This is a genomic window from Nonomuraea sp. NPDC050540 (genome assembly GCF_044457485.1).
Taxonomy (GTDB): Bacteria; Actinomycetota; Actinomycetes; order Streptosporangiales; family Streptosporangiaceae; genus Nonomuraea.
Genome location: NZ_JBITHA010000039.1, coordinates 1 through 21154 on the forward strand (window position 1 = coordinate 1; position 21154 = coordinate 21154).

At 63.8% G+C, this 21154-nt stretch carries 17 protein-coding genes, 1 tRNA gene and 2 pseudogenes; 14 read left to right on the top strand and 6 right to left on the bottom strand.

Features of this window, described 5'->3' with window-relative positions:
• The first annotated feature begins 57 nt into the window (after nt 1–57).
• On the top strand, nt 58–735 hold the full coding sequence (locus tag ACIBI5_RS53590; protein WP_397259473.1) for a YdcF family protein: 678 nt from the start codon (nt 58–60) through the stop codon (nt 733–735).
• Nucleotides 736–826: 91 nt separating this feature from the next.
• Nucleotides 827–1039, top strand: a pseudogene (locus ACIBI5_RS53595) (hypothetical protein); the annotation flags it as partial.
• 122 nt (nt 1040–1161) lie between these two features.
• Here ACIBI5_RS53595 and ACIBI5_RS53600 read toward each other — a convergent pair.
• On the bottom strand, nt 1162–2391 hold the full coding sequence (locus tag ACIBI5_RS53600) for a helix-turn-helix domain-containing protein (protein WP_397259475.1): 1230 nt from the start codon (nt 2389–2391) through the stop codon (nt 1162–1164).
• 160 nt (nt 2392–2551) lie between these two features.
• Nucleotides 2552–3169: a helix-turn-helix transcriptional regulator gene (locus ACIBI5_RS53605; RefSeq protein WP_397259477.1), complete on the bottom strand. Its 618-nt coding sequence runs from the start codon at nt 3167–3169 to the stop codon at nt 2552–2554.
• A gap of 268 nt (nt 3170–3437) precedes the next feature.
• Between ACIBI5_RS53605 and ACIBI5_RS53610 the strand changes: the two genes are divergently transcribed.
• The 5 genes from ACIBI5_RS53610 (at nt 3438) to ACIBI5_RS53630 (ending at nt 5671) form a co-directional block, all read left to right on the top strand.
• On the top strand, nt 3438–3569 hold the full coding sequence (locus tag ACIBI5_RS53610; RefSeq protein ID WP_397259479.1) for a hypothetical protein: 132 nt from the start codon (nt 3438–3440) through the stop codon (nt 3567–3569).
• A 219-nt stretch (nt 3570–3788) separates the two neighbouring features.
• The gene (locus ACIBI5_RS53615) at nt 3789–4229 is read left to right on the top strand and encodes a hypothetical protein (RefSeq protein ID WP_397259480.1); all 441 of its coding nucleotides are present in this window, start codon (nt 3789–3791) and stop codon (nt 4227–4229) included.
• 144 nt (nt 4230–4373) lie between these two features.
• On the top strand, nt 4374–4595 hold the full coding sequence (locus tag ACIBI5_RS53620) for a hypothetical protein (RefSeq protein WP_397259481.1): 222 nt from the start codon (nt 4374–4376) through the stop codon (nt 4593–4595).
• Nucleotides 4592–5074 carry a hypothetical protein gene (locus ACIBI5_RS53625; RefSeq protein WP_397259482.1) on the top strand — a complete coding sequence of 161 codons (483 nt, stop codon included), beginning with the start codon at nt 4592–4594 and terminating at the stop codon, nt 5072–5074. The genes ACIBI5_RS53620 and ACIBI5_RS53625 overlap by 4 nt, the downstream gene beginning before the upstream one ends.
• Nucleotides 5075–5449: 375 nt before the next feature.
• Entirely contained in the window at nt 5450–5671 is a 222-nt protein-coding gene (locus ACIBI5_RS53630) for a hypothetical protein (protein WP_397259483.1), read from the top strand.
• A gap of 1115 nt (nt 5672–6786) precedes the next feature.
• Here the strand turns inward: ACIBI5_RS53630 and ACIBI5_RS53635 are convergent.
• Nucleotides 6787–7416, bottom strand: a complete 630-nt coding sequence (locus tag ACIBI5_RS53635) for a DUF1524 domain-containing protein (RefSeq protein ID WP_397259484.1) — start codon at nt 7414–7416, stop codon at nt 6787–6789.
• A 489-nt stretch (nt 7417–7905) separates the two neighbouring features.
• Here ACIBI5_RS53635 and ACIBI5_RS53640 point away from each other — a divergent pair, with 489 nt between their 5' ends.
• Together ACIBI5_RS53640 and ACIBI5_RS53645 are read left to right on the top strand one after the other, a co-directional pair.
• Entirely contained in the window at nt 7906–8268 is a 363-nt protein-coding gene (locus tag ACIBI5_RS53640) for a hypothetical protein (protein ID WP_397259485.1), read from the top strand.
• A 1636-nt stretch (nt 8269–9904) separates the two neighbouring features.
• Complete coding sequence (locus tag ACIBI5_RS53645) at nt 9905–10870, top strand: tyrosine-type recombinase/integrase (RefSeq protein ID WP_397259500.1); 966 nt, start codon at nt 9905–9907, stop codon at nt 10868–10870.
• Here ACIBI5_RS53645 and ACIBI5_RS53650 read toward each other — a convergent pair.
• A tRNA-Arg gene (locus ACIBI5_RS53650) sits at nt 10829–10904 on the bottom strand. The two genes, ACIBI5_RS53645 and ACIBI5_RS53650, sit on opposite strands and share 42 nt — an antisense overlap.
• A 738-nt stretch (nt 10905–11642) precedes the next feature.
• Between ACIBI5_RS53650 and ACIBI5_RS53655 the strand changes: the two genes are divergently transcribed.
• Complete coding sequence (locus tag ACIBI5_RS53655) at nt 11643–14357, top strand: ATP-dependent RecD-like DNA helicase (RefSeq protein ID WP_397259486.1); 2715 nt, start codon at nt 11643–11645, stop codon at nt 14355–14357.
• A gap of 208 nt (nt 14358–14565) precedes the next feature.
• On the opposite strand, the gene ACIBI5_RS53660 is transcribed toward ACIBI5_RS53655, so the two are convergent.
• Together ACIBI5_RS53660 and ACIBI5_RS53665 are read right to left on the bottom strand one after the other, a co-directional pair.
• Entirely contained in the window at nt 14566–14961 is a 396-nt protein-coding gene (locus ACIBI5_RS53660) for a serine hydrolase (protein WP_397259487.1), read from the bottom strand.
• A gap of 42 nt (nt 14962–15003) precedes the next feature.
• On the bottom strand, nt 15004–16092 hold the full coding sequence (locus ACIBI5_RS53665; RefSeq protein ID WP_397259488.1) for an integrase core domain-containing protein: 1089 nt from the start codon (nt 16090–16092) through the stop codon (nt 15004–15006).
• A 507-nt stretch (nt 16093–16599) separates the two neighbouring features.
• Between ACIBI5_RS53665 and ACIBI5_RS53670 the strand changes: the two genes are divergently transcribed.
• The 4 genes and pseudogenes from ACIBI5_RS53670 (at nt 16600) to ACIBI5_RS53685 (ending at nt 20990) form a co-directional block, all read left to right on the top strand.
• Complete coding sequence (locus ACIBI5_RS53670) at nt 16600–18402, top strand: pentapeptide repeat-containing protein (RefSeq protein WP_397259490.1); 1803 nt, start codon at nt 16600–16602, stop codon at nt 18400–18402.
• 173 nt (nt 18403–18575) lie between these two features.
• A complete protein-coding gene (locus ACIBI5_RS53675; RefSeq protein ID WP_397259491.1) occupies nt 18576–19469 on the top strand; it encodes a hypothetical protein in 894 nt (297 codons plus the stop codon).
• Between the two features lie 65 nt (nt 19470–19534).
• Nucleotides 19535–20392 (top strand): annotated as a pseudogene (locus tag ACIBI5_RS53680) (IS256 family transposase); the annotation flags it as partial.
• 352 nt (nt 20393–20744) lie between these two features.
• Nucleotides 20745–20990 (top strand): hypothetical protein, encoded by a 246-nt coding sequence (locus ACIBI5_RS53685; protein ID WP_397259492.1) that lies wholly within the window; start codon nt 20745–20747, stop codon nt 20988–20990.
• Nucleotides 20991–21154: the final 164 nt, after the last annotated feature.

Genomic DNA, 21154 nt, shown 5'->3' on the forward strand with positions numbered 1-21154 from the left:
CCGGCGGACATGCCGCGAGCCGGACCGGCCTGCGGAGACGGTGACCAGGGAGACTTCGTGACCAGCAACATCACGACGAGCGAGATGATCAGCGACGAGATCCGCGGGCAGGCTCTGCTCATCTGGGACTACCACCAAGTGCGCCACCAGGTGCAGCCGTGTGATGCCGCCATCGGTCTTGGCTCCCACGACCTCGGTGTCGCCGACACCGCCATCGACCTCTACCAGGCTGGCATGTTCCCGGTACTGGTGTTCTCCGGCGGCAACAGCCCCACCACACGGGCCGTGTTCCCGCGCGGCGAGGCCGTCCACTTCCGGGAGCGAGCGATCGAGCGGGGTATGCCTGAAGCGGTAGTGCTTCTGGAGCCGAAGGCGGGCAACACCGGCCAGAACATCACCTACTCGCGGCGTGTGCTGGCCGAAGCTGGGATCACCCCGGCAACGGTAATGCTGATCTCCAAGCCGTACATGGAGCGGCGCAGCTACGCCACCGCCCGCAAGGCATGGCCCGAGGCCGAGGTGGTGTGCACCTCAGAGCCGCTGGAGTTCGACGCCTACCTCAAGTCCATCGGCGATGCCCGGCTGGTACTGGACATGCTCGTCGGCGACCTCCAACGCATCATCGACTACCCCAAGCAGGGATACGCTATCGAGCAGCACGTTCCGGAAGAGGTGCTTGACGCCTATGAGGCTCTCATCAATGCCGGGTACGACAGCCGCCTCATTACCTCTTGAACTGCTGACGGCGGGCGGGCTCGTCGCGGCCATCCACCAGCCGAACCCGTCCACACTGGCCAAGCCATATGCGGCCGATCGGTGAATCATCCTGGACGACGTCCAGTTCAACAGCCGCGACTACCAGCACCGGGCCCGCCTGGCCGCCCTCGACGACACCACCCGGCAGAGATACTCACCCTGGCTACCCACCTGCCCGGGAGGGGGAGCCACCTTGATCCAGGACGCTGCCCTCGACGAGCCCGCCCGATGCCGGCGCCGCCTCGCACACATGCTGCCCGAGCACTACAAACCAAGCCCACACTGGCCTGACCTCCGCAACCGCTGTCTTACCGTGCCTCGATTCCGCTGTCCAACCACACCCTGGTCCGCCTGGCCGAACTCGGTGGGGCCGTCGGCGTTGTGGGTGCCGAATATCTTGTCCCCTCAAGCAACCTGGGCGTATTCATGTAGCAGGCCGCCGAGCCGGTCTCGTCGGGAGACATGGATATCGGCGTCGACCGGATCGGGTAGTGCCCGCAGAGGGCTGGCCTGCTGCGGGGCTCGATGCGGACGATGCATAGTGAAGTGGGCCTCGTACTCGGCAAGGACCTTGCGTTGGTGGCGTTCGTTCATGAGGAGGATCCGGTCGAGTAGTTCACGGCGTACGCTGCCCACCCACCGCTCCTTGACCGCGTTCATCCGAGGAGCCTGCGGTGCGCTGAGCACCACGCAGATATCCTCGGTCGTGAACGCCTCATCGAACAGAGCGGTGAACTTGCTGTCCCGGTCTCTGATCACGAATCGGAAGTCACCGATACGATCGCCCAGGTCGAGTATCAGGTTGCGGGCTTGCTGGGCGACCCAGCCAGCGGTCGGGTTCGCTGTGACCCGCAGCACGTGGACTCGGCGGGTGGCGTGCTCGGGTGGTGTGCTCGACCGCGGCGAAGCAAGTACAGCCGGGCAAGTATGACCGGTGAACTTGACGTCCCGGTCACGGACGAGGAACCGGAACGAGGTGGCTCTGTTCCCGAGGTCCATGAGCAGGTTGCGGGCCTGCTGAGCTGTCCAGGCGCCGGCAGGATGGGCGGTGACGCCCAAGACGTGAACGCGTCGGGTTTCCACCTCCATCACGAACAACACGTACAAGCGCTTCAAGAAGACCGTGTCGACGTGGAAGAAGTCGCAGGCGAGCAGTCCCTTCGCTTGCAGCCGTAGAAGCGTCCGCCAAGAGGTGTCGAAGGTTCGTGGCGCCGGACTGTGCCGGCGTGAACGCAGGATCCGCCGCACGGTCGCCGCGCTGACCTGCATGCCGAGGCGAACCAGTTCACCGTGGACCCGCCGGTATCCCCATCTTGGGTTCTCACGGGCCAGGCGGAGGACCAGATCCCGGACCTCTTTGCTGGTTCCGGGACGGCCAGTGCGGTGGGGATAGGTCCAGGAGTGTTTGATCAGACGACGGTGCCAGGCCAGCAAGGTTCCCGGGGTGACCAGCCTATGAGCTCGCAGCACCGACGGCAGAAAGCGGGCCAATGCAGCGAAGAGCGCCCTATCGGCCCAGTCCGGCCTCGGCCGGACGACCTGACGCTTCAACACGGCAACCTCGTGACGGAGCACCATGATCTCGGCATCCTTGGACGCCTGGCTACGCCCCAGCAACACCAGCCAGCCGAACACCCGGATCAAGGTGAGATACAGCAGACGAACCGATACGAACTGCGATCTTGCCCATAGGGCCTGTGGAGGTCAAAGCCGCAGATCAAGCACCACGCGATGAGTTATGAAGCGGTACAGGGCGAGTCACACCCGCGTTGCTGGTCTGTCACCCGCAGCCGATTCATGTCCGGCGGTGGTGGAGCGAAGCGAGTTCCTCCCACCTGAACCGCCAGACATGGATGTCGCCCTGCAGGATCTTCACGATCTTCCCTATTGCCTCCCACTTCGGCAGCACCTTGCCCGAGAAGGAGGCGGCAACGGTGCTGTAGGGAATTCCCGATTGGCGTGATAGGTCCCTATATGACGGCAGGCCCCTCGCTGCACGAAGCTCAGACAGCCGGAGAGCGAACTCCGCCAGCGTGTTGTCTTCCATCGAGGGAACTGAGGTGCTGACCCGGTTGGACCGAAGGCTGACGTAAGTGTCCTGGTGAGCGGGCCGCTGGGTCGGCGTCAGAAGCCTGACCGCCTCCAGTTCGGCCTCAGCGGCGCTGCGCCTGATCATCCACTCGCCCTCGTCGCCACCCCACGCCTGTACGAGGCTGGCGAGGACATCGCGCGTCGGGACGCGCTGGCCGCGCAAAGCTGCGTAGAGCGTGGAGCGCGGGATACCAGCGCGCACGCTGATCTGGTCTATCGATGGTGCTTTCGCACCTGCGCGATCTCGCAACTCTCGAAGAGCAAGTGCGAACCGAGCAGTGGGCCCCTCGTCTGCGCGCAGGGGTCTGGGCCGCCGTGGCATGAGCACATCGTGCGACGTACCGAAGAGCTTTGTCCCACGAATGAGTCGGGTTGTCTACGTATTGTCCAAGACCCGTTGATCGCCTTCCCGCAACGATGCGACCGTTGCGCCATCCGATCGACCAGCCTGCCGGGATTTCGACGCTGCGAGCACGAGATCCCGGCCTGCCCTGATCGCCGGCCGCGAGCCGGTAGAAGGAGCTGACCAGATGAATCGCCTCGGCCCCCATGTCCCCTCCAAAGGAGAGCCACGCAGCAGGAGCGGAATCGTGATCATCATCGTCATTGTGGCGGTGGCGATCCTTCCAGCGCCACAGATGACCGCTCTCGGCACCCTGCTCACGGCCGGGTGTGCCCTGCTGACCCTGCTACCGAAGCGGGCGTCGCCAGATGACCGATAGTTAGGTAGCCAAAGGCTATGCCCCGCTCCAGCTCGGCGACATCACCTCCCAGCGCGACCTGTCGTAGCCTGGCACCGGACAGTGTCAACTTTCTGTCCGGTGCCCTGAGCGAAACTCCCCAGCTCAGCGTCATGATCCCGATGGAGCTATGATCCGATCCGTGGGACACCTCGACCCGATGGCGCCGAAACCCCGGCTACTACAGGTGAAACTCACAGCTTGGCCCCGATCGAGGGCGTCGACTACACCCGCCTGCCCTGGGATCCGCCCGCCTGCGTCGCGCCGCCGGTGGGCGCGGACGATGGCGGGCGCCGGTTGCCCGACGCGTGGCCACCGGACGTCGTGCCAGCGCCCGGCGCCGACGGCTGGCCGGACAAGGCGATCGACTGGCTGCTCCAGGAGGCGATGCCGCCGGACTACCGCAAGCACCGCGACGTGCTCGCCAAGCACCCCCTGCTGCTGGCCCCCTCTGCGTACGAGCACACCGCCCGCGCGCGCGACGCCGTACGGGACGGCTACCGCGGCGCCGCCGTCGGCCTGCGCGACCAGATCCCGCCCGAGGCGATCGGCGCCGTGCTGGACGTGCACCGCGCCGAGCTCGCCCGCCTGACCGAACTGCAGCAGGGGATCGAGCGCGTCGGCCGGGTCCTGCCGCCCTGAACTGTCGGCGTAGCCTCCGGCATTGCACTGCCTCGGCGGGGCTACGGGGCCGCCGTGCTGGAGACAGGCCCGCGCCCCGATGCACGATCTTTGCATCCGTCCTCGCGCCCGCATCGTGTCACATGCTGCACCTGCATGTCGCCGATGACACGACACCCGGAGGACTGGCCTGCCCGGCTGCGTCAGGTCCTGACCGCCGACGACCTGTCCGCCGTGCTGGAGTGCCTGCGCCGGGCCGGCTGGCGCGAGATGGACTTCGGCGCGCACCACGAGCTGCAGGCCGAGGCGGCCGCGCTATGGCGGGCATCGGCGCAGACCCGCTACGACGTCGAATCCAGGTCGGCGTCCAGGGTCGTATACAAATGACCGGGAAGGTCGGCTTTCTGGGCCTGTGGTTTTTGGCCGGTTTTCCGCTTGAGCTGGGCGCGGAACTCCGCCAATCGAAACTCAGCCAGGCCATCGGCTATCGCGGTCTCATCGCCGTCTTCCTCGGGCGGGAGATGTTCCCCGGAAATGTCCTGTTTGTTGATGCTTCGGGCGATGGCCCATTTCCTGCCGGGGTCATTGCTGATGAGGCGGGCGCCGGAGATGGAAAATCTGCTCGCTCGCGCGAGCGAGGCGAGCTGGTACGGCCGGGGCCGGACGAAGTGCCTGCCGTATGTGATGAGACGCCGTATTTGATCGTCGATGAGCTCTTTCTCCGCGGCCAGCTGCTCCAGCATGTAGATCAGTGGGTCGAAATTCGAGGTCGCGCCGTCTTGAGCTTCGATCAGCTCCTGCTCCAGGACGGTCCGCAACCTGAACGCTTCGTCCGTGAGCTGGAAGAACTCAAAACCCATCCCTAGCGTCGCCTGGTCGGGATTGGGGTGAAGTATGCGCACTATGTCGCCTACGAATGCATCCATCGCCGTCTCCGTAATCTCTCACTGGAATTGCACTGGCTGCAGATGATTGCATGTCTTCGCGACTTTCACCCCGTGCGCCGGGGCCTGCCGGGCGCAGCGGGTGTAGGTGGGTCATTCCCGGTGGGGCAAATCCACTCCAGAGCCTTGAACTGTATGACGGGGGACTGATCTTGTGGGAGGGTTTCCCGCGTCGGAGCCTGTCGATGAAGGCTTCTTTTATGGGCGACAAAGGGCGGCTCCCGCGTATCGGCGGGAGCCGTTCGTCGTCCAGGACAATTCGGAGATTCGGAGCGTTTGGAAAGAAAGGGATCTGCGATGACAGAACCGCTCTCGGCCGGCTCCAACCGGCCTCCACCACAGGATCGGCCTGAGGAGCCGCAGCCTGCTGAGGAGTGGCCGCCGCCGAGCTCGCTGGGTGGGGAGATGGCCCGGGTGGTCCGGGACGCCCTCTACAGCAATGCCCAGACCACCCGGCTGTGCATCATCCTCGCCACCGGCCTTGCGGTTCTGGCCATGGCGTGGGTCGTCTTCAAGTAGCAGCCTGTCGCCGACCCTGATGATGCACTGAACTGGCCCCAGGTTGGAACGACCTTCTAGGCGATACGTCGAGTACGCGCCGTTCTGGCCTGGGGTCGTCGTGTGTGCCGGTCACCGTGCCCGCGCTCACAGGCGCTGAATCCTCCGCGCCTGTGAGCAGCCGTGCGCAGTGAACGGACAGCGTACGACCTTCGGAGCGCTGCCTGGGCAGGCACCCCGAGGGTTGTGGCCATGTTCATGGAGGAGTAGGCGTCCGGTTGTGGTCCCCACCGCAGGACCTCGGGGCGCCGCCCCTCCACCGTGGCACCCCGGTCCGCGCTTCGCACCCCAGACGCGGCAAGTTTCCGCCGAAGTCCATCAAATCGAATGCGTTTTCGGCTCCGCGCTGCGCCCAGGGGCATGAGTACCATCCCGCCCGAGCTTGAGCCGCAGTCGGTCGAGATTCTGCCGGATGGCGCTGGATACATCCCCCGCTTGCGCATGGCCGGTGACGAGTGTGAGGCCCCTGGTCAGCTGGATCGAGGACGTCCCGCAAGGGTAGAGCGGCTCGCCGCCGCTGCCCGCGCCGGGCGGCTGGCCGGCAGCATCGTCTCGGTCGTCCGGGTCTGATGCGCGAGGGGCCGCCCGCGCTCACGCGGAGGGTCCGTGGTCCAGGTTCTGCTGGCGTCTCTCTGGTCACGCCGATGCGCCATGGGCTCACCGGTGACCGCAGGCTGACGCACCTGGTTCGGGGTCAGTACAGGTCATCGGAGTCTGGTTCGGCCGGGAAGTTCCCACGTTCGCGGTCGTCCCAGTCGTCGTCTTCCTCATGCTAGCTCGGCAGGTGGAGCACGGAACGGGGGATGGCGATGAGCGGGCAGGGGGCGACGGCGTCGACCGGCTCCTGCCAGGACACGCCCGGATATCGCTGGGGCCCTCCCAGATCCTGAGGTCGTTGAAGGGTGAGCCGACGGCCTCGGCTGCTCTGTCGTGGATCACGGGGGCGACGCGCTCGAGCACGGCTGAAGCCCGCGCTTTCCGCTGGACGAGGGCCGACGGCTGCCTGCCCGGGTTGCTGGTGCCGGGGCTTCGGGCTGATCGCGACCGAAGCCCGGCTGGGCATCGCGCTCGTGCGGTCAGCAGGTGGCCAGCATGTCGTGCAAGGCGTCGACCTCCGACGGCTGCGCGCTCAGGCTCCAGTCGTATTTCACATCGATCCAGCTTTTGGCGTAGGTGCAGTGGAAGGAGGTCAGCGGCGGACGCCAGGTGGACGGGTCTTGGTCGCCCTTGGACTGGTTGATGTTGTCGGTGACGCTCCACAGCTGGCTGTCGTCCAGCGAGTTCGCGAACGCCTTGCGGCGGGTGGTCGTCCAAGCCCACGCCCCGGAGCGCCAGCCCTCCTTCAGCGCGACCATGTGGTCGATGTCGATATCGCTGGCCTGGCTCCACACCCCGCCGTCGTACGGGCTGACCCAGGTGCCGGATATCGGAGCGCAGGTGGAGGGGTTGGTGACGACGTCCTGGCCGTCGCGGATCAGCACGGTCTCGCGCGTGTTGCAGGCGCCGGAAACCGTCGACCAGTGCGGGAACAGGGCACGGTCGTAGGTGTCGTCATGGCTTTCGGGAGCGACGGTGAGGGCGGCCAGCTCGGCCTGGGCGGTGGCCAGATCGGGCACGCCGGGCGGGTCGGCCAGGGCGGGGGAAGCCGAGAGCGGGATGGTCAGGAGTACGGCGGTTGCGGCCACGAGCGCGAAAGAGCGTCGCACGGGGGAGGCCTTCCTGTCCCGGTGCCTCGGCCAGGAAAAAGGGGGGCCTGGTCAGGGGCGAGGGCGGGACAGGCTGACCATCTCAACTGACCTGGTGTCGGCCCAGGGTGTCAACCCACAGAAACAGCGGCCCATCTTCGTCGAAGTAGGCCCGTAACAGCCCGGCACCCGGTCGCAAAACCCGGACATCAGGAGCCAACACGACCACAGGCCGCGATCCTGCTCAAGATGTCGCCGCTGCCCGGTGGCCGGGCAAGGAAGGCCTGAGCCGGGCCGGGAAGGGCTGGCGGCGTGGTCACATACGTCGCGGGCGTCCATCACGCAACTGCTCGGACCGCCAGGCAGAACGCCCATAGACAGCTTGGCGTAATGGCGTGAACACTCTGGGCGACAGGTCCTCCCCCCCGGCGGCCACTTCCTCCAGCATCGCCATCACCGGCTTTGTGCTGCCCGAAGTGCGTCCGCCAAGGACACCACGAAGGAGAAGCCATGCTGTCCAAGAAACTCCTGGCCCTTCCGCTCGCCCTCCTGGCGGCCGGAGCGTGCGTGTGCGCGGCCACCACCGCCACCGCCAGCACCGCGGCCAAGCCGGCCTCGGCCCGCCAGGCAGCACTGCCGCCGGGCTATCAACTCGTCACGCTCCCCAACGCCAACGTCCCCAACTTCCAGCGCCGCACGCTGCTCTGCCCCGGCACCAAGCGCGTCCTCGGCGGCGGCGCCGAAGCCCAAGGCAACCGGGCGATCCTCGTCGGCTCCTTCCCCACCACCGACGGGCGCGGCTGGATCGGAATCGGCCGCCAGGACGGCTTTAACGACGTCGGCATCAGCGTCTACGCCATCTGCGCCGACTAGACCCTCTGCGGCTTCTGTCTCGGCCCGGCGCGGCCGAGACAGAAGCCCACCTCGCCCACCCCGCCCCCTGGCCACGGTGAGGCCCAGGAAACCAGCATCCGACCTGGCGACGTCCGGCGCCCACTGGCCGTCGCACATGGCAGAAGCATTCAAAATTTCCTTCACCCCGGCAGAGCGCTGCACGTCACAGATCCGCCGTCAAACACACCCACCGAGGCGCCCGCGTCACGGCGTCCACGGGCTCACCGTCACCGGCCTGCGAGACCCCGCAGGAACGTCTGGCCGCGGCGACACAGCCGACCAGGCCACGAAATAACTGGTCGACGCAGCCACGTAGCCCTCATCATGCTCACCACGCCCCACTAAGAAGGCGACAGCAGACGATCCCCGAACCCGCTCCCGGCGACCCCGCCGAGAAGAAGATGGCTCACGGTGAGCTGGCCCAGCACGCCCTTCGAGACGGCGGGCAATTCTCCGGGCCCGCACCTACGCTCCGTAACCAGCGGGAGAATATTGCACCTGATCCTCGGTCCCGGCTATCACACGAAGAACGGTTACTGGCGGTCAGGTGGCCCCTCAGATTTCGTGATACAGATGGCTCGGCGCTTGCCATCAGCGGATCCGGCCTGAACTAGCCGGTCGCTCACGCGGCCATTAGGGCACGAGCCCCGCTCGATCCTCATAACCTGGCGGATCGCGGGCCATGTGAGAGGGCCAATCGAATCCACGACCTTCGCGTTCTCTTGAAGATCCAACCCCGCGATACCAGATCGGGCGTGGCAGCGCAGCAGCGTGCCCGGCGTCACGAACAACCGCAGACGACCGGCTGGAGACAGCAGCCGCGCCAGCGCGCTGATCACCGCTCGATCCGCCCACGCCAGCCGGGGCCCTGCCACCTGGAGACGCAACACCGCGAGTTGATGATGCAAGACGAGGATCTCCGCACCCTTCGACCTCTGCGAGTGGGCCTATAGCATCACCAACCCGCGAGTTAGACGAAGACCAGATAGATCAACCGCAACGCCATGAACAGCGATCAGGCCTGCAAGAAACGGGAACACCGAACCCCAGGTCAGCTCAGACGCCCGAGTTTCGGGCACCCACAGGCGGGTGACCATTCGACAGCCACCCCATCGGCGGCCCACCCTATGCTTCCTCTGTGATCGTCCCTCTCTCCCGGCCGCCGCACTCTGACCAGCTCAACGGTCGACGCGCCTCCTACCTCGTACGCATCGGGGCCGTGCAGGTCCGCCAAAACAAGCGCGGCCCCGCCTATATCGCCCGATGGACGGTCGCCCGCCAGCCCAAGTCCCGCAGCTTCACGACCGCAAACCTGGCCGCCGCCTTCACATCCGACCTGCGGCAGGCCGCCAAGGCGGGAGAGGAGTTCGCCATCGACACCGGCCTGCCAACGTCGATGACACCCCGGACAGGACCATCCCTGCTCGAGCTGACGCAGGCGTTCCTGCTGGGCCGCTGGCCCAGTAGCGCTCCTCGCACCCGGGAGACGGAGTCGTATGCGCTGGCGCAGCTGCTGACCACGCTGACCGAAGAGCGCTCTGATAGGCCAGAAGTGAATGTCTTGCGGGCAGCGCTGCGCGACCATGCGCTGGTGCCGGAGGAACGGCGGATCCCCATGACAAAGCCGCAGGCGGTGGCGCTGGCTTGGCTGCAGCGCGCCTCACTGCCGGTGCGGTCGCTGTGGGACGCCACCGAACTGCGGCGCGCGCTGGCCGCCCTGTCGGTCAACCTGGATGGCCGGCCAGCGGCAGCCAACACCGTGAAACGCCGCCGGGCGATCCTGCACCAGCTACTGGAGTGGGCAGTGGAGCAGCAGTTGTTCACCTTCAACCCGCTGGACCGCATCAAATGGACACCACCGCGAACAAACCCAGCCGTGGATCCGCGCGTGGTTGTCAACCCGGCGCAGGCCGTCCTGTTGCTGGACTGCGTCGCGCTGGTCGGCCGCGAACGCGGCGCCCGCATGCGGGCTCTGTTCGCCACCATGTACTACGCCGGGCTCCGGCCGGAGGAGGTGGCGGCGCTGCGCAAGGACAACTGCCACCTCCCCGAACATGGCTGGGGACTGCTGATTCTGGACGGCTCCCGGCCACAAAGCGGCAGCCGCTGGACCGACTCCGGCGAGACATCCGAGCCACGCTCTCTGAAGCACCGGGCAAGCAAGGCGACGCGGCAGGTGCCGATCCCGCTCGCACTGGTGCATATCCTGCGCGAACACATGCATGCGTACGGCACGGCCAAGGATGGCCGCCTGTTTTGCACGCCGACCGGCAAGCCATACACGCCATCGGCCTTGTCGCGGGTGTGGGCGGAGGCGCGCCGGGCAGCGCTGACTAGCGAACAGCAGGCATCACCTCTGGCAGCCCGGCCATACGACCTACGACACGCGGCCGTCAGTCTATGGCTGAACGCGGGCGTGGCACCGGCGGAGGTAGCCGAGCGCGCCGGGCACGGCGTGGACGTGCTGCTCAAGGTATACGCCCACTGCCTGGACGGCGACCTGCACATCCACAACACCAAGATCGAACATGCGTTGGAGTGGTGCCCCCGGCAGGATTCGAACCTGCGGCACCCGCTTTAGGAGAGCGGTGCTCTATCCCCTGAGCTACGGAGGCGGACGAAGCTAACCCTACCGAAGAGCAGGCGCGGTTGACCATTCGACGCCGCCGCTGCGCGGATTACGGTACAGGCTTGAGCCAGAGCAGCACGACCGGCGTCGCCCGTGGACGACAGGACTTGCCAGGCTTCGGTCTCCAGACACCAGGCTGTGATCTCCGGGTGGTCGGCCTGCCGGGCCATCGCGGCGGCGGTGCGCAACCGGGCGGTCACGGGGCCGCGCTGCCATAGGTCGACGTGGCAGGTCGCCGCCAGCAACGACGATCAGCCGCCCAGGACGGTAAGTCGTCATCGTTCAGCCAAGATGGTTTTGGCGTCCATCAGCTTGGCTGTACAGGCGAGGTGAGGGCGAACGCGCTGCAGCAGTACCTCGTACCCCCGCGGCAGCATCAGCTGGAATGTCCACGCGGCCACACGTCGAGGGCCTTCTTGCCAACTATGGAAGCTGAGAAAACGCGAACCCCAAAAGAGCGGGCGCACGGGGTGAGCCGTCCCATAAAATGCGTCAAGATCCCGAACGCCCGGCCCGGCACCGGTTCCATCAGAACCTCCTGCCTGGATGAAGACGATGCTGGTCGGCAGGCAGAGGCTGCTAGCAGGCCACCGTGGGCGTCGAATCGGCTCAACCCGCGAACGCCGACGGTCGGGACGCCCCATCAGCATCTGCGTGCCGCTGCAGCATTGCCGGTCTTCCACGTGCGCAGCGGTCCTGTTGGCTCTGAGGAGGAGAGCTCAAGATGACAACGGTTGGCGAACAGATCCGGAGTGTGGACAAGACGATCTGTCGCAACATTGCCTCGCTCCTGGACCAGCGTGATCTGCTATCGCAGAACGTACTTGCTCAACTCCGTAATCTGGTCGAGGGTGTAGCAGTCCGTATCCACGTGGGCAGGGATGATGCCGAGTTCAGCTACGCAGCTGTGGAGCCAGCGCTCGAGTTCGTCCGAGCCAATGGCAAGCTGAACTTCCTCGGCAAGTTCCACAAGCTCATCCAGGCGAGTGCCTCTCACTACACCCTGGATGGGGATGCGTCTGAGCGCCTGATGCTCAAGTACTACGAGTACCTCCATCGCATCCGCAGTCTGCTCCAGGACAAGTGTGGGATCGCCGTGCTGGTGAACCTCGAAGCGTTCCCGGTTGATCTCGATCCGTCGCTGCGGGAGTACCACGAGAAGATCGCTGCGAGGATTGTGGCGGCCCGTTCGGCTCCGCCGGACATCAGCGTGCGGTCCCGGTACTACATTCACAAGACGCGTCCATTCTTCGTCGGAGGCCGCATCTACTACGAGGTCACCTTCTTCCGTGCGGTCAACAAGGTCAGCAAGTTCGACCGCATCATCGCCTTCACTGACATCGACTTGACTGACAAGTACGCGGCCATGCTGACGCTCCAGCGTGATTCGATCGACGTGCTCGATCAGAGCATGCCGATCACCATCATCCACGCATGGGAGGTCTCCATCCGCCCTTGCGAGTTCGATAACTTCGCACGTCTCCTGGGCATCACGAGCAGGGTTCGGACTGACTCTGCGGAGTACCGCTACCTGATGAGAGGGCTGACGGTGGGCATGGGCAGCCTGCTCGACCTCATCGACATGCCCGATAACCAGTACGAGGCGACGAAGATCGCGGGTACGCCTCGCACGAGCACGCCACAGATCTTTCCTGCTCTGGATAAGGCGCGCGGCATTATGCGGTCGGGCGCGCCAGGCCACAACGTCATCCGTTATCTGCTCCTGCGGATGCACAACCAGGTACTCAAGGGCCAGCGCGGTCGGGAGGCGTGCGCGCTTCTATCCAGGCTGCACCTTCAGTATGGCTGTATCCCGTTCGATACGATGCCCTTCTGTACGTCCCTGCCGGGGCACAACCCGCGGTATTGGGACATTATCGAGAGCCTCGACATCAACGGCCGAGATCATGAGCTGCTCGCTCGCCGGGTGAAAAACAACGTCGAGCGCCACGGGGTCCTCTACACACCAGTGGCCGATCTCGCGGAGTTCGGAGACGTCGGAGGTCTGATCTCCATCTACAACCGCCAGCTCTACTCCGGGCACACCGAGCGCCAGCTGGTCCTGGACAAGGGGCACGTCTTCATCCGGGGGTATGAGGATGACACCGTCGCCATTGTGGAGAAGCTCCAGCAATACGCGTCCTCGGGGATCGAGGGGTATAGCGAGGCCGTCGAACGCTGGCTCGACCAGACGCCTCGTGGCATTGATGACGAGGTGAAGAAGGGCGCGCTCAAGCTGCTGTTCGGCCGGTCGAGAGTCGCGCTGGTCTACGGGGCGGCCGGAACGGGCAAGTCGACGATGGTCGATCACATCGCGAACTACTTCAACGAAAAGGCGAAACTCTTTCTCGCTCACACCAACCCGGCGATCGACAACCTCAAGCGCAGGGTCACCGCGCAGCACTCCACCTTCCGGACGATCAGCAGCCAGATCCACCGGATCGTCTCCGATGTGGAGTACGACATTCTGGTCATCGACGAGTGCAGCACCGTCAGCAATAGCGACCTGCTCAAGGTGTTGGAGCGGACGTCATTCAAGTTGCTCGTGTTGGTCGGTGACGTGTACCAGATTGAGTCGATCCAGTTCGGGAACTGGTTTGGCATCATTCGCTCGTTCATCCCATGCACATCGGTGTTCGAGCTGACGACACCCTTCAGAACCAAGAGCAAGTCACTCCTGAGCTTCTGGGGCAAGGTCCGGAACCTGGACGACGACATCGCCGAGGTCATCGCCCGCAACGGCTACTCAAGCGTGCTCGACAAATCGCTGTTCAAGGCCCAACGCGATGATGAGATCATCCTGTGCTTGAACTACGACGGCCTCTACGGGATCAACAACATCAACAGGTTCCTCCAGAGCAGCAACCCCAACACCCCAACCACCTGGGGTGCCTCCACCTACAAGGTCGGCGATCCGGTGCTGTTCAACGAGACCGAACGCTTCCGCCCCGTCATCTACAACAACTTGAAGGGGCGGATCGTCCACATCCAGCACGCCTCCGGGCGAATCCAGTTCGATGTCGAACTCGACCGGCCGCTCAGTGACTTCGACGTTGACAGTGACGAGCTCAAATGGGTGGGGGGGTCGACCGTGCGCTTCTCCGTCTTCGAGACGGACACCAGCGACGAAGACGACGACTCGCTGAACATCTCCGTCCCATTCCAGGTGGCCTATGCCGTCTCGATCCACAAGGCGCAGGGCCTTGAGTACGACTCCGTCAAGATCGTCATCACCGACGCCAACGAAGACGACATCACACACAGCATCTTCTACACAGCCGTGACCCGTTCGCGCGAAAGCCTGAAGATCTTCTGGACGCCAGAAACCCAGCAGGCTGTGCTCAAGAGCCTCCAACGGGCCAGCAGCCCAAAGGACGTCAAACTCCTGTCCAGCAGGCGTGGCCTGACACCAGTCACCAAGCCTCGACGAGTCTCGTAACCATGAGCGCAATTCGGAACGAGGCGACCCTGCGGCCGTGGTCCATGAGCAGGTTACGGGCCTGCTGGGCGGTCCAGGCACCGCTGGTATCTCATGAGCCGACTTGGCGTCCAGGCCATCGCACATCTCTGGGGACGACTCGCGCCTCGTGGCGGACGTTGCGTGTCCCCACGGACGTGGTGGTGGACACCGCCGGTGTGGGGCACCATCACCGCCCGCGTCCTTGCCTGCATCGGCCCGGAACGTCGTCCGCAGGTCCTCGGCGGAGGCGGCCGGAGCATTGGTGCGCACGGCAGAGGGCGCACACTGACCACGTCCAACCCCCGGCGAGACCACTGTCGACACCAGTTGATGTTGGAGTAGGCGAACGTGCCACGGTGGGCTTGAGCGTCAGCGCCACCTTCAGGAAGTCCGGGAACGGCTCCTGCCACGCGACCGCGTTGCCGTACTCGGGCAGCCCGCTGGTCTGCTGCAGCAGCATCCGCATCGTGAGCTTCCGCCCATCGATGCCGGCCCCATCCCCGCTGCCTCGCAGCGCCCCCGGCAGATAGCGCTCCACGGGAGCGTCCAGATCGATCCGCTTCCGCTCGACCAGCCGCAGCACGGTGTGCCGCTCAAATATTGAGTTACGTGTCCTGAGCTGCGGTTAAGCGGCGTGGTGGTATTCGTTGATCGTGCCTGCAACGAAGGGTTTTCGGCGGATGGATCGCGGGTCGTTGAGGTCGGTCACGTCGCGGGCGGGCTGCTTTGCGGTGTTCGGGGGCCGTTGGTGCCGGGACTGGTGTGGCCGGTGGCCGTTGTAGTGGATCAGGTATTCACGGAGCACCAAGGCCAGGTGGCGTTCGCCGAGGATCAGGATCCGGTCGAGGAGTTCGCGGCGTAGGGTGCCGATGACCCGCTCGCAGATGGCGTTCATCCTCGGCGTCCGCGGCAGCGTGGTGATGACCCGCAGCCCTTCGGCTGTGAAGACCTCCCGAAAGACGGAGGTGAAGAGCGGGTCCCGATCGTGGATCAAGAATTGCAGGCCAGCGATGCTGTCACCCAGATCCATGACTAGGTTGCGTGCTTGCTGCGCCGTCCATGCTCCGGTCGGGTTCGCGGTTATTCCGGCCAGGTGGAGTCGCCGGGAGCCGTGCTCGATGAAAATCAGCACATACACCCGTTTGAGCAGCACCGTCTCGACCACCAGGAAGTCACAGGCGATGATCGCGCGGGCTTGCGCGGCCAGGAACTGCCGCCAGGTCGGGCCAGCCCGGCGAGGCGCCGGATCGATACCTGCCACATGCAGGATCTCCCACACCGTGGAGGCCGCGATCGGGTAACCCAGGCGAGCCAACTCGCCTTGGATTCTCCTGTGCCCCCAGGTCGGATTCTCCCGCGCCATCCGAACAATCAGTGCCCTGACCGGCGGACGGGTGCAGGGCCGTCCCGGGCGCCGCCTGTCGGTGAAGGTCCACTTACGCGCCACAAGGTTGCGATGCCAGCGCAAGATCGTCGCCGGGGTGACTGGAAACACCTCCGCCCACCGGCGACGGCGAATCAGCCTCGACAATGCCGCAAGCCAGAGCCGGTCGGCGTGACTCCACCGCGGCCGGTCACCGAGCTGACGGCGCAGCACCTGATTCTCGTGACGGAGCACCAGCAGCTCAACATCCTTGGACCGATCAGAGCGGACCAGCACCGCCAGCAAGCCGAACGAGCACCTCACCAACCGGTAGAGCAGCGATAACAACATCTTGCGATGGTCGCAGCCGCCGCTCTGATCCCGCAGCAAAACCCCAGCTCAGAGCACCAAACCGTATTTCCGAGCGGGACACGGTCGAGGCCGATATCGAGGTCGTCCGCCGTGACCGTCTCGGTGGGCTGATCCACGAGTATGCGCAGGCCGCGTAGGGTGGCCGAGTTCCTGGCACCCACACGCTCTCCGACCGGTCGCGGCCCGTGCTGCCCACGCGCACTGACCGACGCAGAGACTGGCTACGCCGATCGCATTACTTCACACCGCCAGTCGGGAAGCATCCCGGTCGCGCCACTGACGGCCAGAACACGCCTTCGGCGAAGATCTACGGCCCAAGGTGACCATTTCGCGGGACGGGGCGTGCGGAGTGGTTGCGGTGGAAGCCTGATCGCCTCGCACCATCGACCCAGGCAAGCCCAGGAGACCAGCTACAGCTACTCGGTGGGTCGACGTACGAACCGATCAGACAGGATCGCGATGCGGGTGCTTACTATTTGATTGTTCATGAATTACTATCGGGACGACATTCCAACTAAAATATCAGAGAGATCCGGAAAGGCGGAGGTGCCACAGATGGAAGGCCCGCGCCCATACACTCGAAATGAGTGGAGAATAGTGAGATTCCTTGGGCGTAGGCGCTCCCGCGGATCCTATTATGAGCGACTTGTTTCCGGGACTCCTCAGGTCTGGTTTAAAGTCCTACTCAGCCTAGCGATTCTGTTAGGGCTGAGTGGTGCGGCGAACCTCTGGGAGTTTGTGCGCCCCTGGATCGCGACTTTGAGGATCTCGCAAGAGCAATTTAGGGCGGTTATCGCTGTATGCGTGATGATCCCGGCCGTATTGCTCGGCCGTTACGCCGCCCGCAGGATTCTTACCAAGCGTAAAAGAGCAGACGGTATATCAGGGTTTTGGGGATGGATTCTTGGTGGGTTGCTTCTAGCTCTCATCGCTTTCTGGGTATCACTTCAGGTTATGAAGTCAACCGCCGGAACTGATCCCCAGCTTCAGATGGAGGCCATAAAAACTGCCCTCACCGTGGGTGCCGGTACCGGTGGAGCCTTGGCATTGGTGTTGGCGGTGCGAAGGCACCAGCTGCAGGAACGCGCACAATATCATACGGAGCTGGATGCGGAAGAGAAGCGGATAACCGAACTATATGTTAAGGCAGTTGAGCTTCTCGGTGATTCCAACGCATCTGTTCGGCTTGGCGGACTGTATGCTCTGGAGCGACTTGCTCAAAGCCACTCAGAACATCGCCAGACGATTATAAACGTCTTTTGCGCTTGCTTGCGGAAAGTATCATCGCCGGATGAGTCCACGGCAGAAGAGAAGCGGGTAAAGCTAGCGATACAGGAGATACTAACTAATCATCTGCGCCCCTCCATCGGGAGCTTGTCTAGCTCCTTCTGGGGCAATATAGTTCTCGAGCTTTCGGGGGTTGAGCTCGAAGACTTCACCCTCCGCGGGTGTCATGTCCGGTCGGCCGACTTCTCCAATACTCGGTTCATTGGCGAGGCGGATTTCTCCGATTCTGCCTTTGGATGGGCGACCTTCGATTGTGCCGAGTTCTCTGTGGGTGCAAACTTCGCCCACTGTGAGTTCGCCTTCACGGGAAGCTTCAAGAAAATCCGAACAAGCGGAGGAATGAGCTTCAAAGGCGCCAAAGTGCGGAGCTTGAAATTCGATGGAGCAAAGTTCGGCGACTCGGTTAGCTTAGACGGAATTGAAGTCATGGACGAGCTGATGTTCGATTCGGTAGAGCTCGACGGCGACGCATCGCTCAGGTTGGCAAATTTGGGAGGTCTCGGCATTCATAAATCAACCTTTTTGAAGGATCTAAACCTTGAGAGTGCGGTTGTAGAGAACCTTTGGATTACTGAAACAGAACTTGAGTGCGGCCTATCCTGTTCTGATTCACACCTCTCGCATTGCTCGTGCTGGCACGTTAAAATAGGCGGCCGTGCCGATTTCTCGAATACAAGTTTTTCTGGCAGAACCAGCTTTTGCGCAGTTACTTTCAATGGGGACGCGTCATTCAACGGCGCAACCTGCGGGCGCAGAAGTGGCTTGATGGAATCTCGCGAGGAAAGACCTACCGAGTTCGAAGAGGTTGAATTCCGCAGCTCCGTGTTGCTGAGTGGCATCGAATCATATGGGCCGCTCTCTTTTAGCCGGTGCAAAGTCATAGCTCCTAGCGGTGAGCCCACTTCGTCTGGTCTCGTGATTAGCCTCCCAGTCGGCTGGCGATGTGATACGCCTCAAGGACAGGACGGTACAAATGAGCGACTGATCGTGCGAGGGCATTAACGCGAGGGGGAGAGGCAGAAAGGAGCATAGACGGCACCCTCAAGCAGATCCGGCCCCGTGGCAGATGACATCGGCTACGGCTCAGGGTCGGTCAAGTCGTGTGCGGTGGTCAGTGGAATGAATCGGGAGATTCTGGCGACCGGAAAGTGACTACACAGAAGGGCAAAGCAACTATGAGCGACTCAATTTCTGATTTCGATCTCGAATTTGATGGCGAAATACTTACCCCACGAACCAATCAATCAGTCTATAGGCAGATCTACGCACTTGAAGTTTGGTTTCGGCGCATTTGCTTAGCAGCGTGGATGGGCCACTACGGCGCATCGTGGTGCCAGACAATCAATCCACCGCTGAGGAGGGCACTGGAATCTCGTGTCCGACGAAGCCGTCAACGCCTCTACCTGGGCGCTGAGTCCCATGACGATCTCGTCTGGCAGGCAACCCATGGTGAACTTATCCAGATGCTAGTCGCCGAGCCAGTGGCGCCGTCAGTTCAGGCTCTCACTGGAGCCGACTCGGCGTTCCTGCGGATCAAGCTTGACGAAGTGCGGGAGATCAGAAACTTACTTGCTCACAATCGAGCACTGTCTCAGCGAACGCACGTCATTCTGTCTGGTCTTCTGGCGTCCCTGGAAGAGGCAGTCGACACATTCAAGATTAATATTCTTTACAGAGACCCGGACCCGGATACTTTTAGCGGCTTGCTACCCGGTCGAAGGGCTCCATTCCAAGGCTTCACCGCTAGATTCGGGGAGTTCACTGAGCATGTCTGTCTTCCGGTTCCACCTTTCGGAAAGTGGCCAGACGCCGAGCGCCTCTTGAACGCGTTCCAAGATAGCCTTGACGGAATCGTGGCTATCTGCCTCAACAAGACCGGCGATGAGTATAGAGTACTGACGCCAACGGCCCTCGCCGAAGAAGCGCAAAGCGCTATATTAGACACCTTTACGGAGAATCGAAATATCTGGACACACGTTCCTATAGAAGGCCAGTCGCCGCGTTTTGCTTGTAGCCCCAAGATTTGGTTCTACGAGAACCGATCACCATTGCATAAACATCAATTCTGACGTGAACATATCGGCGAGAAATGCTAGAATGACCAGGCTGCCGCATAGAAAAATATGCGACGACATCGCTGGCTGCCAAGGGCCTGACCACTGGGGAGATCTCCGCGCACCTGGCCGAGGTCTACGGGGCCGAAGTCTCCAAACAGACCATCTCCACGATCACCGACAAGGTCTCGGAGGGCATGGCCGAATGGCAGAACCGGCCGCTCGACCCCGTCTACCCGGTGATCTTCATCGACGCCATCCATGTGAAGTTGCGCGAGGGCCAGGTCGCCAACCGGCCGATCTACGTGGCGATGGCGGTCACCGTCGATGGCGAGCGCGACATCCTCGGGCTGTGGGCCGGCGGCGAGGGCGCCAAGTTCTGGCTGCACGTGCTGACCGAGATCAAGAATCGCGGCGTCGCCGATGCGCTGATGGTGGTCTGCGACGGGCTGAAGGGGCTGCCGCAGGCCATCGAGAGCGTCTGGCCGCAAGCGGTCGTGCAGACGTGCGTGGTTCATTTGCTGCGCGCGTCGTTCCGGTATGCCGCCCGCCAGCACTGGGACGCCGTCGCCAAGGCGCTCAAGCCGATCTACACCGCGCCGACCGAGGCCGCGGCGCTCGAGCGGTTCATGGAGTTCGCCGAGCTCTGGGGCGGTAAGTACCCGGCGATCGTGAAGTTGTGGGAGGACGCCTGGGCCGAGTTCGTGCCCTTCCTCAACTTCGACCCCGAGATCCGCCGGGTGATCTGCTCGACCAACGCCATCGAGTCGGTCAACGCCCGCATCCGGCGGGCGGTCAAGGCCCGCGACGGCCAGTCGCCGTTGGTGGGGCTCCAATCGACGGGCAAACCGTTCGTGGACTGGGCGACGGTGTTCCGGCGGACTTCGGAGCGGCTAAGGGATCGGTTCGAGCCGCGTTTCCCGACCGTTTCGGCGCACTGGCTCCGCCACACCTTCGCGATGAACACCTTGGAGTGGCTGGTGTCGGGCTACTACCAGCGGGTCGCGGAGCTGGAGAAGGACGCTGGCGACAACGCTGCCCTCGCCCTGTACCTGACCACCTCGGAACCCACCGCCGACCGCGCCCGGAACGAGAGCGCGATCCGGGCCGCCATGGACACGCTGCTTGCCGGGCAGATCCCCGAAGGCGGCCGTTGCGACCTCAAGACCCTCGCGGCCCTGGCCGGAGTGACCAGGACCAGCTTCTACCCCAAGTGGCCCCGAGACGGCCAGATCCGGGCCGGCCGCTACCAGCACCTCGCCGCCGAGTTTGATAACGCGCCTGGCGGCCGTGCGCGCGAGCGGCCAGCAGCCCGATCCGCGCCTGGCCCAGCTTGAGCGGCTCAAGGACGAGGTCGGCCGGCTGAAAGACCGGGTGACCGCCCGGGACGCGACCATCGCCGAACTCACCGGCTTCAAGACGCTCGCGGTCTCCCGGCTCGCCGCCCAGCACGAAGAAATCGAGCGGCTCAGGAAGCTGGTCGGCAGCGCAGTGGTCGTCCGCGCTGTCACCGACAACCCAAGCCGCACGACATAAGGGGCCTACAACCACAGGAGGTCGCGCTTCTGCATGCTTCCGCCTTTTGTCCCCCCGCAGGCGTAGACTTGCGGGGTCGGTTCAGGTGACCTGTTCCGACCGCGCACCGCTCCGGTTATACGGAACCGCACGCGGCAGGGTTGGAACTGCTGCGTGAAGATCGG

What these genes read in the sequence shown, in the direction of transcription:
- ACIBI5_RS53605 (WP_397259477.1), bottom strand. Translation starts at nt 3,169, where the DNA reads ATGCCACGGCGGCCCAGACCCCTGCGCGCAGACGAGGGGCCCACTGCT.
- ACIBI5_RS53620 (WP_397259481.1), top strand. Translation starts at nt 4,374, where the DNA reads ATGACACGACACCCGGAGGACTGGCCTGCCCGGCTGCGTCAGGTCCTG.
- ACIBI5_RS53625 (WP_397259482.1), top strand. Translation starts at nt 4,592, where the DNA reads ATGACCGGGAAGGTCGGCTTTCTGGGCCTGTGGTTTTTGGCCGGTTTT.
- ACIBI5_RS53630 (WP_397259483.1), top strand. Translation starts at nt 5,450, where the DNA reads ATGACAGAACCGCTCTCGGCCGGCTCCAACCGGCCTCCACCACAGGAT.
- ACIBI5_RS53640 (WP_397259485.1), top strand. Translation starts at nt 7,906, where the DNA reads ATGCTGTCCAAGAAACTCCTGGCCCTTCCGCTCGCCCTCCTGGCGGCC.
- ACIBI5_RS53645 (WP_397259500.1), top strand. Translation starts at nt 9,905, where the DNA reads ATGACAAAGCCGCAGGCGGTGGCGCTGGCTTGGCTGCAGCGCGCCTCA.
- ACIBI5_RS53655 (WP_397259486.1), top strand. Translation starts at nt 11,643, where the DNA reads ATGACAACGGTTGGCGAACAGATCCGGAGTGTGGACAAGACGATCTGT.
- ACIBI5_RS53665 (WP_397259488.1), bottom strand. Translation starts at nt 16,092, where the DNA reads ATGTTGTTATCGCTGCTCTACCGGTTGGTGAGGTGCTCGTTCGGCTTG.
- ACIBI5_RS53670 (WP_397259490.1), top strand. Translation starts at nt 16,600, where the DNA reads ATGAATTACTATCGGGACGACATTCCAACTAAAATATCAGAGAGATCC.
- ACIBI5_RS53675 (WP_397259491.1), top strand. Translation starts at nt 18,576, where the DNA reads ATGAGCGACTCAATTTCTGATTTCGATCTCGAATTTGATGGCGAAATA.